13 protein-coding genes and 1 pseudogene (1 of these 14 cut by a window edge) are annotated in these 13463 nt (G+C 57.5%); 2 read left to right on the top strand and 12 right to left on the bottom strand.

Going from position 1 to position 13463, the window contains the following annotated elements; translation table 11 throughout:
* Positions 1–5: 5 nt before the first annotated feature.
* The 7 genes from FE840_RS00800 to epmA all read right to left on the bottom strand — a co-directional run bounded on the left by FE840_RS00800 (position 6) and on the right by epmA (position 8073).
* A complete protein-coding gene (locus tag FE840_RS00800; protein ID WP_138288895.1) occupies positions 6–2477 on the bottom strand; it encodes a glycosyl hydrolase 2 galactose-binding domain-containing protein in 2472 nt (823 codons plus the stop codon).
* Between the two features lie 10 nt (positions 2478–2487).
* Positions 2488–3453 carry a DUF1839 family protein gene (locus FE840_RS00795; protein ID WP_138288896.1) on the bottom strand — a complete coding sequence of 322 codons (966 nt, stop codon included), beginning with the start codon at positions 3451–3453 and terminating at the stop codon, positions 2488–2490.
* Positions 3454–3460: 7 nt separating this feature from the next.
* Positions 3461–4369, bottom strand: a complete 909-nt coding sequence (locus FE840_RS00790; RefSeq protein WP_138288897.1) for an amino acid--[acyl-carrier-protein] ligase — start codon at positions 4367–4369, stop codon at positions 3461–3463.
* Positions 4370–4374: 5 nt separating this feature from the next.
* Entirely contained in the window at positions 4375–5556 is a 1182-nt protein-coding gene (locus FE840_RS00785; protein ID WP_138288898.1) for an acyl-CoA dehydrogenase family protein, read from the bottom strand.
* Positions 5556–5807 (bottom strand): acyl carrier protein, encoded by a 252-nt coding sequence (locus FE840_RS00780; RefSeq protein ID WP_138288899.1) that lies wholly within the window; start codon positions 5805–5807, stop codon positions 5556–5558. Before FE840_RS00780 ends, FE840_RS00785 begins: the two co-directional genes overlap by 1 nt.
* 165 nt (positions 5808–5972) lie before the next feature.
* Positions 5973–7013 (bottom strand): lysine-2,3-aminomutase-like protein, encoded by a 1041-nt coding sequence (locus FE840_RS00775; protein WP_138288900.1) that lies wholly within the window; start codon positions 7011–7013, stop codon positions 5973–5975.
* A complete protein-coding gene (gene epmA / locus FE840_RS00770) occupies positions 7006–8073 on the bottom strand; it encodes an EF-P lysine aminoacylase EpmA (RefSeq protein WP_138288901.1) in 1068 nt (355 codons plus the stop codon). The genes FE840_RS00775 and epmA overlap by 8 nt, the downstream gene beginning before the upstream one ends.
* Before the next feature lie 137 nt (positions 8074–8210).
* Here epmA and efp point away from each other — a divergent pair, with 137 nt between their 5' ends.
* Positions 8211–8780 (top strand): elongation factor P, encoded by a 570-nt coding sequence (efp, locus tag FE840_RS00765; RefSeq protein WP_138288902.1) that lies wholly within the window; start codon positions 8211–8213, stop codon positions 8778–8780.
* 158 nt (positions 8781–8938) lie between these two features.
* On the opposite strand, the gene FE840_RS00760 is transcribed toward efp, so the two are convergent.
* Positions 8939–9169 carry a YdcH family protein gene (locus FE840_RS00760; protein WP_171033789.1) on the bottom strand — a complete coding sequence of 77 codons (231 nt, stop codon included), beginning with the start codon at positions 9167–9169 and terminating at the stop codon, positions 8939–8941.
* A 100-nt stretch (positions 9170–9269) separates the two neighbouring features.
* Here FE840_RS00760 and FE840_RS00755 point away from each other — a divergent pair, with 100 nt between their 5' ends.
* The gene (locus FE840_RS00755) at positions 9270–10205 is read left to right on the top strand and encodes a LysR substrate-binding domain-containing protein (protein ID WP_138288904.1); all 936 of its coding nucleotides are present in this window, start codon (positions 9270–9272) and stop codon (positions 10203–10205) included.
* Between the two features lie 66 nt (positions 10206–10271).
* Here the strand turns inward: FE840_RS00755 and FE840_RS00750 are convergent, their stop codons facing one another.
* From FE840_RS00750 to FE840_RS00735, 4 genes and pseudogenes are all read right to left on the bottom strand, one after another.
* Positions 10272–11690: an efflux transporter outer membrane subunit gene (locus FE840_RS00750; protein WP_138288905.1), complete on the bottom strand. Its 1419-nt coding sequence runs from the start codon at positions 11688–11690 to the stop codon at positions 10272–10274.
* 148 nt (positions 11691–11838) lie between these two features.
* Positions 11839–12267, bottom strand: a pseudogene (locus tag FE840_RS00745) (efflux RND transporter permease subunit); the annotation flags it as partial.
* Positions 12268–12459: 192 nt separating this feature from the next.
* On the bottom strand, positions 12460–13101 hold the full coding sequence (locus tag FE840_RS00740; RefSeq protein ID WP_246318814.1) for a TetR/AcrR family transcriptional regulator: 642 nt from the start codon (positions 13099–13101) through the stop codon (positions 12460–12462).
* 30 nt (positions 13102–13131) lie between these two features.
* Positions 13132–13463, bottom strand: partial view of a phosphoribosylaminoimidazolesuccinocarboxamide synthase gene (locus FE840_RS00735; RefSeq protein ID WP_138288906.1) — the end only. It continues 622 nt past the right edge of the window; only the last 332 of its 954 coding nucleotides appear in the window; its start codon lies beyond the right edge, outside the window — the gene reads right to left on this strand; its stop codon occupies positions 13132–13134.

Raw genomic sequence — 13463 nt, 5'->3', positions numbered from 1 at the left:
CCACGTCAGAAGCTTGTTGTTGATCGGCTGCCGAGCTGGTGGATATGGCCGGTGGGCCGCGTCGAAGATGAAGTGATATTGCGTGGCAAGAGCCGTATCACGCGTGGCGCATGCGGCGCGCAGTGGAACCAGTCATCCTCGGGGCGATGCGTTTCACATTCGATATGAACAGATTGCGCCAATCTGTCGGCTTCAATCTGGAGCCAGAACATACCGTCAGTCTCCACCAATTGAGCCGTTAACTCGGCGGCGTGCATGGCACGGCTCCTGCCCAGAGGGAACTGGAAGGCTTCAGCTATGATCTGACTTTCACTGTCAAGCAGGCGGGCGATTGTCACGTCGTGCGACGGTGGTCCGAAGCGGAAGGCATAGGTCGTGTCAAAGAAGGCTCCGAAGATGTCGGTGGCGGCAAATCGCACAGCTCCTCGTGGTGCGACTTCCAATGCTCGGCGACCCGAGACGACGACCTGTCGTCCGTCACGAAGGCAAGTTAGCTCAAGATTGGAAACCAGGGTCTCCGCAGTATCATTGAGGATATGAATGTCGAGGCCGTTGGTGCCTTCGTCCAAGAGGTTCAACTGCACGGGCCTGAAGGCACGGCGAAGCGCATACCAGGGTGATTTGGGCTCTCCTGTCGCATCGATCAGGCCCCAGCCGGGACCCGGGACCAAATCCTGGAAAGTCCAGGTGAGCGCGCCGCCGCAATCCGAACCTGCGCGACGCCACTCTGCCATGACCTCGGTCATGATCTCTGCTGTCACCGCTCGTGAATGGTCGAGATGGCGGGCGAGATCTTCGCGTCTAAGGCGGGCGGCGTCGAGATCGTATAGCCGTTCAACATAGTGGTCGCGAATGTCTTCGAAATCCCAGGATGCATTACGGTCGCGCGGGACCCGTGCCTTCCAGCGCGGGTCATGAACGGGTGCGACAGGCAGATGGCGGTCAAGGGTCTGCTGTTGCGGGACATGGGCAAAGGCGAGACATTCGGCGGCAAAGCGAACATTTGCCCGGCGGACATCGTCAAGCGGGCGCTGATAGGCGCCAACACCATAATAATGCGTCACGCCTCGATTGGGCGAAAAGGGCATGGGCCCGTCGCAGGGTGAATTGGCGACATAGACGCAGTCCGGGCGCAGACCAGATGCCAGTTGCGGCAAAATCTCGGTGAAGAGAGGGCTCTTCCAGACGTTTTCAGGCAGACCTAGCATCGCCCCTTGCTGGAAGACCTCGCTGCCGCCGCAGATGACGGCGAGTGATGGATGTCCCTGAAGGTCCGTCAGCCGCTGCCGAACTTCCTCCTTCAAGCCGTTGAGGAACAACTCGTCCTTCACCGGATAATCGTAATTGGCAAGCATCAGATCCTGCCAGACGAGGATGCCGAGCTGGTCGCAAAGTCGGAAGAAATCGCGGCTCTCATAAGTCATGGTTCCGCCAATGCGGATCATGTTCATGTTTGCTTCCGCAGCTTTTAGAAGCCAGGGGGCGTAGTGCTCGGAAAAACCTGGGAGGCGCAGAATGTCGGCATTTGTCCAGACAGCACCCCGGCAAAAGATGCGTTCGCCATTGATCTTCAACGCGAAGCCCTGGCCGTCTGGGCCCTTGTCCACCTCGATCCTTCGAAACCCAATCAGGCCGAGTGAGTGACGTTGTCCATCAACTGTCAGCCCCAGTTCATGAAGACACGGCTTGCCATGGGTCCTCGGCCACCACGGTTCAGCATCCGGGATTGAAAGGCTCGCCACCAATCGCCCGTCAGGCTGCGGTTGGAACGCTCCCTTGTATCCGCCGCAGTCGAGTACAAGCTCGACCTCTGACGAGCTCGCGTTGAAAGCGACCTTGGCGGTACCTGTCCCGTCTTCCAGCAGATCGGTGCGGATGGTGAGGCCTGCCAGCTCAAGCTGACCCTTGCGGATCAGCGAGATCGGGCGGTAGGGCCCAAGCGGATGGATCTCGGGGCACCAGCCGGGCATGCGCCCCAGAAGACTGGTGCGGATCATCCGGAACCCCTGGTGGTCGACGAGTTGCTGTCGCCAGCGGGCGCGGGGACCGCGTTTTTCAAGATGCGGTGTCAGAGCGCGGAAACAGATGGCCAGCTCGTCATGACCGGTCAGGTCCAGTTCCAGATCGAAGGCCTCGAACATGCTGTTACAGGAAAGGCGAAGTTCGCCGTTGATATAGATCTCGGCGAATGTGGCGAGACCTTCGAAACGAAGAACTGCGGGACCCGGGTTCTCCCCCTCAAGCGAGCGGATATACCAGGCATCCTTGTCGTGCAGTGACGTAGGGTTTTCCGGATCGAAAAGACCTGCGTCAGCGAGAGCAGCTGCGACTGTGCCGGGAACTGTTGCCGGAATGCGCACGGCCAGGCGATGAAGTTCGGAGGGCTCCGTGTAGCGACCTGCCTCGGTTACCAGCATGCGCCATCCCTGTTCGAGCGGCCTTATGTCCGCTCCAAGGTAGATCGTGCCTGCTGCCATGTGGGTCCCCTCAGCCGAGCCTTGTGCCCAGATCCTCCATCAAGCGATCCCACGCCGCGACCGCCGGATCAAGGGCTGATGCGAGGGGCTCGAACTTCTTTCGCGCGACCGCACGCGCCAACTGGAACTGGACGGTCTTGGCATTTTCGCTGACGGCAAGAGCTGCGGCGATCGACGCCTCATGGCGTACGGCATCAAGCCAGCTCAGGTGAGCGGCCAGAAGTTCGAAATTGGCGCCGAATTGGCGTAGCGTGTTGAAGGCGTATTTATGAAAGAAATCAAAGGGTCTCTCGGCCACCGCCGCCACTTGCTGCGGGAAGACTGACGCGAAGGCCCTGATCGGATTTTCATCCGGACGCCTTGCAAAATGACGTTTCAGCAATCGGTCCGCGATTTCGCGTTGATGTTTCGTGGACGTCGGTTCAGCGGGAAATTTTGCAAATTCTGTATAAGGCAGGAAGGGAATTGCGGTCTCCGATGTATTCAGGTGGAACACACCCTCGAAGTCTTCACCCTCCAGACGGAAATAGCCGCCATTATGGAAGTATTCCATGGAGCGTCCGGTCAGATCCAGCCGATTGATGCCGACCGTCGTCTTGCCGTGCTCGTTACGATAGCCGACGCCCTGTGTGTCGGGCATATAGTAGCTGTCCATCTCCACGAGGCAGAGTCGCCCGCGGGAAATCTGTTCCAGCGCATGGGCTTCGACACGATCGAAGATTGCCAATTCAGTGACCCTGATCTTGTATAGGTCTTCAAGATCCTCGAGTGGGACCTTGAAGAAGGTGAACTGGTCGCCCTCGAAGTCCTGGGTCAGGGTGAAGCCCAGCATCGCCAATGGTTCCACCCCATGGGCCTGAAGGGCCTCGATCCAGAGGTCGACATAGCAATTGGTTTCCGGCCACATCCGCTCGCTCGAATGCAGTGGATGCGGCTTGTGGCCCACCGGGCTCAGTGCGGGAAAGACTGCAGACATTTCGGGATCAGCCCCAGAGGGTCCTTCGGACATTCTCCGGCCAGATGTTTACATCGAGACCATGCTTGGCGAACAGGGCAAGGGCAATTCGCTCAAGACCCCAACCGACGCAGGCCGTGTGCGCGACGGAGCCATCCGCAAGAGAGAGGCCCCATTTCGTGCCAAAGGCGTCCTGATGATAGTTGAAGCTCATGCAGGCCGTTTTGTTCGTCTGCGACGTCACCGGGATGAGAAGCTCGAACTTCAGGTTCTGATCGCGTTGGTTGTTGGCCAGCAGACGCCCTGCGCGGCCAAAGAAGGGGTCGTTGGCCACATCGATTTCAACATCAAGACCCACGGATTTCATCATTTCGACGCCGCGGTCCATCCATGTCTGGCGGAAGGCGGTCACGTCGGCTTCCGTGCCCATGCAGACATATTCCCGCATACGGAAGAGCTGCTGACGTGCCGGGTCCTTGGAGGGTTCATGGCGGAAGCAATAGGATTGCAGGTCGAAGAGACCACCTTTGGCCGGAAGCGGTCCACGCTTGGCGATTGTCGGATACAGCGGATAGCAGGCAGCCGGGGTGAGGGCGATGTCTGTCGCCTTCTGCTCCGTCGTCCAGTCCTTGCCTTCCTCCATGCATTGCAGGAGACCAAGATGGTCGTGGTCGTTGCCGCAGAAGGAATGAACAGTGCCTGCAAGCTGCGGAAAGCTCTTCATGTAACCGCTTTTTTCGAAGTAGGCCCGGTTCATGCCGGGAGGAAAGCGGATCGCTTCTGCGCCATCTGCAGCACCGTAGCGGTCAATCAGCCGTTCGAATGCGGCAATCACATCCTCAAACTGCCCACTGCGGCCGTAAAGGCCATCGACGCCCGTCTCGATCAGCAGTCCGCTTTCAAAAAGGCGGTCGAGGAAGCTTACCTGCATATCCATGTTGATTACCCCAGAAGTCCGGTTTCTTGTCTATGGACCAGCAGCATTGTCGACGTATTGCCGAGGATGCGGTCGTTTGAAATCATCAATTCTGCCGAGTGGGCATCCCGCAGGTGCCTGCCGAGGCTGAAAGGCGTGCCGTTCTTGTAGCCCATGATGCCGCAGATCCTCAGCGCCTGATGGATGACTGGCAGGATCATTTCGGAGGACGCGATCTTGACGTTGTTCATGGCGACGGCAAAGCCCATGGATGACAAGCGGTCATGATCCTTCAGCGCATCTTCGTAGCTCTTCAAGCCAGCTTGAATGTTGGATCGTATCACCTGCAACTGGCTCGACATTTCGGCAAGCTGAACCAGACCTGGCGGCTGCGAGCCGGGGGCCTTGCGGGCGGCGTTGCGGACAAAGGTCTGCGCCTTGGTGAAAGCGTCGACGGCGATCCCGTACCAGAGGGCACTCCAGAGAAGGTGCGAACTTGCCAGCATCGACTGAGCTGCAATTTCAGCGAAGGGTTTCGGCAGGATCTGTTCTGCCGGCGCCTCGCCCTTGAACAGGAAGCCATCGGAGCATGTGCCGCGCATGCCAAGGGTATCCCAGACATGGGTCTGCTCCAGCGTGTACTGGTCCTTCAGGAAGACAGTCATCACCTGATCGGTCGGCGGCGCATCCTTGTGGGCGCGCGACGTGATGAGGATGGCGTCCGCTTGCTTGCCGTAGGAAATGACGGTTGCGTCCTTTTCCAGCCGGCATCGGTCGCCTTCCACCTCAATCGCGCAGATCGAATTGCGCAGATTTCCGCCGATCCCGCCTTCCGTCGTCGCCGATCCCAGCAGCAGTTGTTCCGAGCAGATGCGGCGCATGAATTGGCGATGCCATTCAGCCTCGACGCCGTGCGAAACGAGGCTCGATACCTTGATCTGGTGCATCGCAAAGATCATCGCACTTGCCGAGCATGCCTGCGCGATGATCGTGCAGAGTTCTGCAATTTCGGATATCGAGCGGCCTTCACCACCGCAGTCCACCGGGATCTGAATGCCGAGAAGCCCTTCGGCCTTCATCGCGTCGATCGCCTCGCGGGGGAAGCGGCCAGCCTTGTCCACGTCGTCCGCATGGGGCGCAGCAGCGGCGGCAACCCGTGCTGCCCGAGCCTTGAGGCTCGTGTCGATCGTTTTGCCGGAGAGGTCCATCAGGCGACCTTTCGTTCCCCGAGAATGGTCTGAACGGTGGTTTCGATCGCCTGGATGCTGGCGAATGACTTGCGGTTCAGAAGATGGTCGGGGAACTCAATGTCAAAGGAGTCTTCCAGGCCCAGCATCAACTGAACGGAAGCAAAGGACGAAAGCCCGACAGCATAGAGGTCCGCGTTATCTTCGATTGTCTCGACAGCGACCGGCAGACCGCCGACCTTGCCCAAAAGTGCGCGAATTGTTTCGTTCATCGAACTTCCTTCCTCAGCATTCATCGCAGGCATGTTGAGTGATTTCTTACAGAGGAAAGACGAAGTTTTCGCTAATCCAACCCTTAAAACTTTAACGTGTCGGGTGTTTGCGTGATGCAATTCTGGTCAGATTGACGAGAGAACATCCTGTGAATCCCGATTTCTCTAGGGATAGAGATGTTCCATCCCATGACGATCCAGGATGCTGTATCGTTCTGGGGCAACTTCCTTCCAGGCATTCTCGCCAAGGGCAACTTTCCCATGCCCACCCGGCAGGTCGAGTATGTATTGCGGGATGCAAAGGCCCGAGACACGGGCACGCAACTGACGCATCAGTGCCTGGCCTTCGGCGATTGTCAGCCGAAAATGCGAGGTGCCCGGTGCCATGTCAGGGTGATGCAGGTAGTAGGGGTTGATGCCTGTCTCAACAAAGGCGCGCATCAGTTCGGCAAGGGTATCCGCGTCGTCATTCACACCCTTCAGAAGCACGCTCTGGCTGATGAGCACAACCCCCGCATTTTTCAGCCGCGTACATGCTGCCCGGACCTCTGATGTGAGCTCGCGCGGATGGTTGGCGTGAAGAGCGAGGTATACGAGCTTTTCGCTTTGAATGAGCGCCTCGATTAGCTCGTCCGAAATGCGCGCTGGATCGACCGCAGGGACACGGGTGTGAATCCTGAGGATCTTGACATGCTCAATCTTGCTCAAACGCTCCGCAACATCCTGCAGGCGGCGCGGAGACAGGATCAAAGGATCGCCGCCGGTGAGGATGACCTCCCACACTCTCTGTTGGCTGGCGATGTAATCGATCGCAGTGGCCAGCTGTTGCTTGGTCAGGTTGCCGTCCCCCTGTGGTCCGACCATTTCGCGGCGGAAGCAGAAGCGGCAATAAACGGGACAGACGTGAACCAGTTTCAGAAGGACCCGATCTGGATAACGGTGAACGATACCCTCAACCGGCGAATGGGGCTGATCGCCAATCGGATCGGCACGTTCATCGGGATGTTCCTTGAGTTCATCGACCCGCGGCAGATATTGGGCGGCGATCGGGTCATCAGGATCGTCTCGGTCTATCAGTCTGGCAACACTCGGCGTCAGTGCGATGGCATAACGCTTCTCCAGCGCAGAGAGCTCCGCCCTTTCGTTCTCTCCGATCAGTTCTGCTTTGATCAGATCGTCGACGCTGCGCAGGGGTTGATCAGCCACCCTGTCCCTCCGCTACCGGGCTCCACATGACCTGATCGATGCGCAGGGCTCCTGTTGCCAGCATTGCCAGTCTGTCAAAGCCCAGCGCGATGCCCGAGGCTGGCGGCATGATTTCGAGAGCCGAGAGAAAGTCCTCATCCAGAGGATAGCGTTCGCCATAGACACGCATTTTCTCCTGCATTTCGGCTTCAAATCGGCGTCGCTGCTCATCAGCGTTTGTCAGTTCGCCGAAGGCGTTTGCGAGTTCGACCCCGCAGGCGTAAAGCTCAAACCGTTCGGCAACGCGTGGATCATCCGCGCAAGGGCGTGCAAGGGCGGCTTCGGCAATGGGATAGCGGTCTAGAATGGTGGCGCGTCCTATCCCCAAGCGGGGCTCGACCTTCTCCACAATGACGCGGCTGAAAAGATCGGCCCAGGTGTCGTCTGCTGCAATCCGGATGCCGACGGACCGCAGTGCATCGGCCAGCGCTTCACGATCTGTGGCGCCGTCCGGACTGATCGTCGACAGAAGGTCAATCTTGGCAAATTGCTCGAAGGCGTCGGCAACGGATAGCCGCTCGGGAGCGACAAAGGGATCTACGCTCTTGCCGCCATAGGAGAACATACGGCTCCCCGCTGTTTCTGCAGCAAGGGCAAGCATGGAAGCACAATCCTGCATCAGTCGCTCATAGCTTTCGCCGACGCGATACCATTCGAGCATCGTGAATTCGGGATGATGAAGTGGCCCACGCTCGCGGTTGCGGTAGACATGGGCAAAACAGAAAATGCGCTCTTCCCCGGCCGAAAGCAGCTTCTTACAAGCGAATTCGGGCGAGGTGTGCAGATAAAGTGCCGAGTGGGTGCCGTCGTTACCGATCGCTTCAGTGGCGAAGGCGTGCAGGTGAGCTTCATTCCCCGGTGAGATCTGAAGGCTGGCCGTATCGACCTCGGTGAAATCATCCTCGGCAAAATAGGCTCTCAGGGCTGACTGGATGCGGTTGCGGCCAAGGAGGAACGGGCGGCGGTCACTGTGGATCGATGGCTGCCACCATTGAGGGGATGAACGGCTGGCATCGGTCATTCCGCTTTCTAGGTCCTTCTTTCAACACGGGCTGGCTATTTTGACGAATTTGGGTTAGTTGCGCCCAAGCATTTCGAAGACGTCAGCAGGGACGACCGTCCTTTACGACGGGTCACCAGCAGATACAAGGAATTCAGATGGTCAAGGTTATCGCCTCTTCGGTCCGCAAGGGCAATGTTCTCGATGTCGACGGCAAGCTCTACGTCGTCCTCACGGCTGAAAACTTCCACCCTGGAAAGGGAACCCCGGTCACGCAGGTCAATATGCGCCGCATCGTTGACGGCGTGAAGGTGTCCGAGCGCTGGCGGACGACCGAGCAGGTCGAGCGGGCCTTTGTTGAGGACGTCAACCATCAGTTCCTTTACGAAGACGGTGAAGGCTTCCACTTCATGAACCCGGAAAGCTACGACCAGGTGGTTGTTGATGCCGAGACCATGGGTGACCAGAAGGCCTATCTGCAAGAGGGCATGGTCTGCATCCTGTCGATGCACGAGGGGGTCGCTCTTGCGATCCAGCTGCCGCGTCACGTGACGCTTGAAATCACAGAAACGGAACCGGTCGTGAAGGGGCAGACGGCTTCCTCATCCTACAAGCCGGCGATGCTGTCGAACGGGATTCGCACCATGGTGCCTCCACATATCGATGCTGGTGTGCGAGTGGTCATCGCGACCGAAGACAATTCTTACGTCGAGCGCGCCAAGAACTGATCTTCCCGCATACTCAGTATCAAGCAAGACGCCCGGAGCTAGTCGCCCCGGGCGTCTTGCGTTTGGTTGCCACAAAAATAAACCGGCGGGGCGCAGGGGGCCCCGCCGGTCAAATCTCGCCAAAGCAGGAAAGTGGAGTGCAACTTCCCCGCGGTCGTTCAGCGGCCGGCGAGATTCGGTTTGCGGAAAGGTTCACGGATTGCATTCGCGCCCGATGCGAATGCAGTCTCCGCGCGTTCCAACATAGCGATCTGTTCCTTCAAGCTCATCTTGATCTTTTTCAGCGCGCCCACCCGTACGCCATCCGGTGTCGGTTGGCGCTGTTCTTCATCAATCTTGGCGGCAACGATTGCGTGGCGGGCCTTCAGAGCTTTCAGCAGAGGCTTCATTGGTCGTCTCCTTTCTTGCCTCACCAATATGTCTGTTGACATTCGATTGTTCCAATTCATTGATTATATCAGATTGATAGATTTCCCCTATGAGGATTTGATGCCCTTTCGTCCAAGTCATCGACAACTCGAATACCTTATCGCAGTGGGTGAGACCGGTCATTTCGGTGAGGCTGCAAAGCGATGTCACGTCTCGCAGCCGACCCTTTCGGTGCAAATCGCCCTACTGGAAAAGCAGCTCGGGGTCATCCTGATAGAAAGGGCACCCGGCAAGGTGGCTCCGACACCTGTTGGTGCGCAGGTCATCTCGGCGGCCAAGACTGCGCTCGCTGGTCTCGACGAGATTCTCGTCCTGGCAAACAGCTCGAAAGCGAACTTGGGCGGAACGATCCGCCTTGGTGCCGTTCCGTCTTTCGGACCCTACTTCCTGCCCTATTTGCTGCCGATACTGCATAGCCAGCATCGCGAGCTGAAGATCTACATCCGCGAGGACCGGCCTCGCCTGCTCGAACAGATTATCCTTCAGGGAGAGGCGGATTGCGGACTTGGCCCAAATCCCGAGCAGGAAGATCTGTTTGTGTTTCGTCGCATATGTCGCGAGCGGATCTTTCTTGGTGTGCCATGCGAACATCCGCTTGCCAGGCGGACCAGCGTTCCAGTTTCAGAATTGAAAGGGGAAAAGCTTTTGACACTCGGGGCTGGTCACCGTTTGTTGGATGAGGTGCGCAGTCTGGCCCTTCTGTCCGGAGCCATCATCACCGAAGATTATGAAGGGTCAAGTCTTGATGCCCTTCGGCAGATGGTGTCGATCGAAATGGGATTGTCGCTCTTTCCGGAGCTTTACGTGCGCTCAGAATTCAGTCGTGAACAAAATGTCCAATTGCTGACACTCGAAGGCTGGAAGGGCGAGCGAGAAATCGGCTTTTTCTGGCGTCGCGCAAGCGCAAGAGGCGCTCATTATGAAGCGCTGGCCCAACTCGGTGAAGGCGTTGTCGAGCGTGTCATGGCATCGAGCTTACCATTGCAAACGACCTGAAAAAACACCCGCCGGTAATAAGGGCCGGCGGGTGTTCCAATTTCCTGCGACGGGTCAATGGTATGATTACATTGCCCTTGCGGTCTTTGCCTCGAAATCATATCCGCCACCGATCGCCACATTCAAGTTGACGTAATCGGTCGCCATCTGCTGGACGGCCTGGGCCAGGTTTGCCTGAGCTGCAGAAACGTTGCGCTGAGCATCCAGCACATCCAGGAGCGAAGACGCGCCATCGCGATAACTTGCCGTCGACAGGCTGAGGGCTTCCTCATAGGAGCGAACGGTTGCCGTCAGGGCGTTCACGGTCTGGCGCGTGCGATTGACCGAAGCCAAAGCATTCTCGACCTCTTCCACAGCACCCAGTACCGTCTGCTTCCAGGCCAGATACTGTTCACGTGCGGAAGACTCGGCAATATCAACATTCGCCTGCAAGCGACCACCGTTGAAGATCGGCAGGTTCAGGCTTGGCCCAAAGGACCAGGGGGTCAGGCCGCCACTGACGGCGCTCGTCGCAATGATGCTGCTGGAGATGTTGCCGCTGAGCGAAATCGACGGATAAAGCTGTGCTTCGTTAACGCCAATCTGCGCGACGGCTGCAGCAAGCCGACGTTCTGCCGCGCGAATATCGGGACGGTTGCGGATCAGATCGGCGGGCACGCCTGCGCTGATGCTGCGACGCGGGATCGGCTGCGGTGCACCCTTTTGCAGTTCGGCCATCAGGGTGGAGGCAGGAAGCCCAAGCAATGTAGCGATGCGATGTGCCGAGCGGCGGAAGTTTGTCTCAAGGGTCGGGATTTCCGCCAGGGTCGAGTTGACCAGACCTTCTGACTGCACAACATCCAGACGTGACGCGGCGCCCGCTTCGAGCTGCAGTCTGGTCAACTCCAGAGTTTCCCTTCGCGATGCAAGGTTCTTGCGAGCAATTGCAAGCCGCTCCTGGAAATAGCGGGCGTCGATGTAGGCGGTCACAACGTTCGACAGGAAGGTCAGTTTGGCAACATCGGCGCTGGCATAGGCGGCGTCGAGCGATGCCTTTGCGCTTTCCTTGCTGCGGCGATACTGGCCGAAAAGGTCGAGGATCCAAGATGCATTCAGCGCGGCTGTCGATGTCGAGGTGGTATCATCGCTTCTGCTCGACAATGATCCTCGTCCCGTTTGCTCGGAAGTCGTTTGGCTGAGAGAGCCATTCAGCTGCGGGAAGGCGCCCGCGTCAGCTGCATCGAAGCTTGCCTGCGCCGCATTGATGCGTTCCAGGGCCTGGAGCACCGAAAGGTTTTGATCGATGCCACGATCGACATAACCGTTCAAGCGGCGGTCGTTGAACGCCGTCCACCAAGGAGCGAGAGTGACCTCTCCAACAGATTTGGTGGAGCCTTCTGAAAATTTGACCGGAAGGGCGGTGGCTGGAGTCTCATGGTCTGGACCCACGACACATCCGGAAAGGAGAAGCATCAGAAGAGGAGCGGCTACGCGAATGGAAGGCATCATGAGTTCCTAAGCTTTTGACTCTGGTCGACGTTCTTTTGAGCCATTTGGGCATGTAATTCATCTACAGCCGATAGTCGCGTAAGCCATACATATGATTTACGCAATGCTTTATAGCATATTATGTCAAGCATCCTTATGACAGGCCTCATATCGGTTTTGCACGTTTTGCTAGACTGCGAATGATCAGAAAGAACGAGGGTACGAAGAAAATGCCCAGCACCGTCGCGGCGACCATACCGCCCATGACGCCGATGCCAATTGAATTCTGCGCCGCTGAACCTGCACCAGTGGCAGTTGCCAGTGGTACGACGCCCATAATGAAAGCGAGAGAGGTCATGACAATCGGGCGCAGGCGCAGCTTTGCGGCTTCGAGCGTCGCGGTCATCAGCTCTGCTCCTGCAGTCTGGCGATCTTTCGCGGCAAGACCGATGGTCGTCAATAGCCCAACCTTGAAATAGACACCGTTTGACTGGCCAAAGACGGTCGCTGCAGCCAGAGCGCCAAGCACACCGACGGGCAGGGCCATGATGACCGACAACGGGATCGACCAGCTTTCAAAAAGGGCTGCTGTTTGAGCAAAGGGAAACGTCATTGGCCTTCCAAAGCATATAGGTGCCCTGGACAGCCGGCGCTCCCCAACGCGTGCTATCCTGTCACGGGAAATCGGATTGCAGAGGCAGGCGGATTGCTATTGGTTGCAATCTGCCAGATCGTCGATCCGAGCGCTAAAAGTGACGTAATTTATCTATCGTCACTAAGCAAGTTGCTAGCGTAACGCATCATTGATGAAATCGACCAGATCGTGGCAATGTGTTGCCAAAATGTCTGCATCCTCGCTGACGATCATGACGGGATGCATGACGGAAGTGAGTGCAAGGTAAGCGGTTTGCGCAGCTTTTCGGGCATCTTGCGTCCGGTAGAATCCCTCCGCAATCCCCGCTTCTATGATGTCTTTGATGATGTTGACCATCATCGAGTTATAGAGTGCAGAACACTCCAATTCGTCACGGATCGTGACGAGAATGACCTCGAAGATAAAGGGGTGTTCGCTGAGCTGACGGATATGGCAGTCTTTGAGTTGAAGCACCATGTTCCTCAGTCTATCCGGTGCTGCAATGCTCTTGTCGAGGCTGGAGGCCTCCGCCATCAAGCGCTTGATGGTCCGCGCGCCGATCGCATCGATTAGGGTTGTCTTCGACCGAAAATGCTTGAAGACATTGGCAGGCGACATGCCGAGTTTCGTGGCGATGTCCGCGATGGACGTGTTGACATAGCCATTGATCCGAAATAGGGCTTCGGCCGTGTTGAGGATCTCCTCGCGGGTTTCCTCAGCGGTACGACGAGGGCGACGGCGTATCAGCGGGAGATTTTTCTCTGATGTTTTGGCGCCCTTGGCAGTCTGCATCATCCGTGCCTGTCTGTCGTCATTGCCCAAGTGTCATGACCTTTCGGGGAAATAGGAAGCCAGATTGGCGCGTAATCTTTCAAGCGGAGTTTCACCGCTGTCGTCGGGAACAAAGCTTTGGCCGGTGATTGCTTCGTAGGCTCTAATATAGACCCTGGACGTCTCCTCAATCAATGAGGTCGGAATTTCGGGGATCGGGTCCTTGTACGGGTCGCAACGTTCGGCGACCCAGGCGCGAACGAAATCCTTGTCGAAGCTTTCGGGTCTGGTGCCGCGCTCGAATGCCTGCTGGTAACTTTCAGCGATCCAGTACCGACTGCTGTCTGGGGTATGTATTTCGTCCGCAAGGATGATCTGACCTGCCT

The sequence above is a fragment of the Peteryoungia desertarenae genome (assembly GCF_005860795.2).
Classification (GTDB): domain Bacteria; phylum Pseudomonadota; class Alphaproteobacteria; order Rhizobiales; family Rhizobiaceae; genus Allorhizobium; species Allorhizobium desertarenae.
The sequence above is the reverse complement of the archived record's forward strand: the minus strand, read 5'-3'. Positions and strand labels throughout refer to the sequence as shown.

What these genes read in the sequence shown, in the direction of transcription:
- FE840_RS00800 (WP_138288895.1), bottom strand. Translation starts at nt 2,477, where the DNA reads ATGGCAGCAGGCACGATCTACCTTGGAGCGGACATAAGGCCGCTCGAA.
- FE840_RS00795 (WP_138288896.1), bottom strand. Translation starts at nt 3,453, where the DNA reads ATGTCTGCAGTCTTTCCCGCACTGAGCCCGGTGGGCCACAAGCCGCAT.
- FE840_RS00790 (WP_138288897.1), bottom strand. Translation starts at nt 4,369, where the DNA reads ATGGATATGCAGGTAAGCTTCCTCGACCGCCTTTTTGAAAGCGGACTG.
- FE840_RS00785 (WP_138288898.1), bottom strand. Translation starts at nt 5,556, where the DNA reads ATGGACCTCTCCGGCAAAACGATCGACACGAGCCTCAAGGCTCGGGCA.
- FE840_RS00780 (WP_138288899.1), bottom strand. Translation starts at nt 5,807, where the DNA reads ATGAACGAAACAATTCGCGCACTTTTGGGCAAGGTCGGCGGTCTGCCG.
- epmA (WP_138288901.1), bottom strand. Translation starts at nt 8,073, where the DNA reads ATGACCGATGCCAGCCGTTCATCCCCTCAATGGTGGCAGCCATCGATC.
- efp (WP_138288902.1), top strand. Translation starts at nt 8,211, where the DNA reads ATGGTCAAGGTTATCGCCTCTTCGGTCCGCAAGGGCAATGTTCTCGAT.
- FE840_RS00760 (WP_171033789.1), bottom strand. Translation starts at nt 9,169, where the DNA reads ATGAAGCCTCTGCTGAAAGCTCTGAAGGCCCGCCACGCAATCGTTGCC.
- FE840_RS00755 (WP_138288904.1), top strand. Translation starts at nt 9,270, where the DNA reads ATGCCCTTTCGTCCAAGTCATCGACAACTCGAATACCTTATCGCAGTG.
- FE840_RS00750 (WP_138288905.1), bottom strand. Translation starts at nt 11,690, where the DNA reads ATGCCTTCCATTCGCGTAGCCGCTCCTCTTCTGATGCTTCTCCTTTCC.
- FE840_RS00740 (WP_246318814.1), bottom strand. Translation starts at nt 13,101, where the DNA reads ATGATGCAGACTGCCAAGGGCGCCAAAACATCAGAGAAAAATCTCCCG.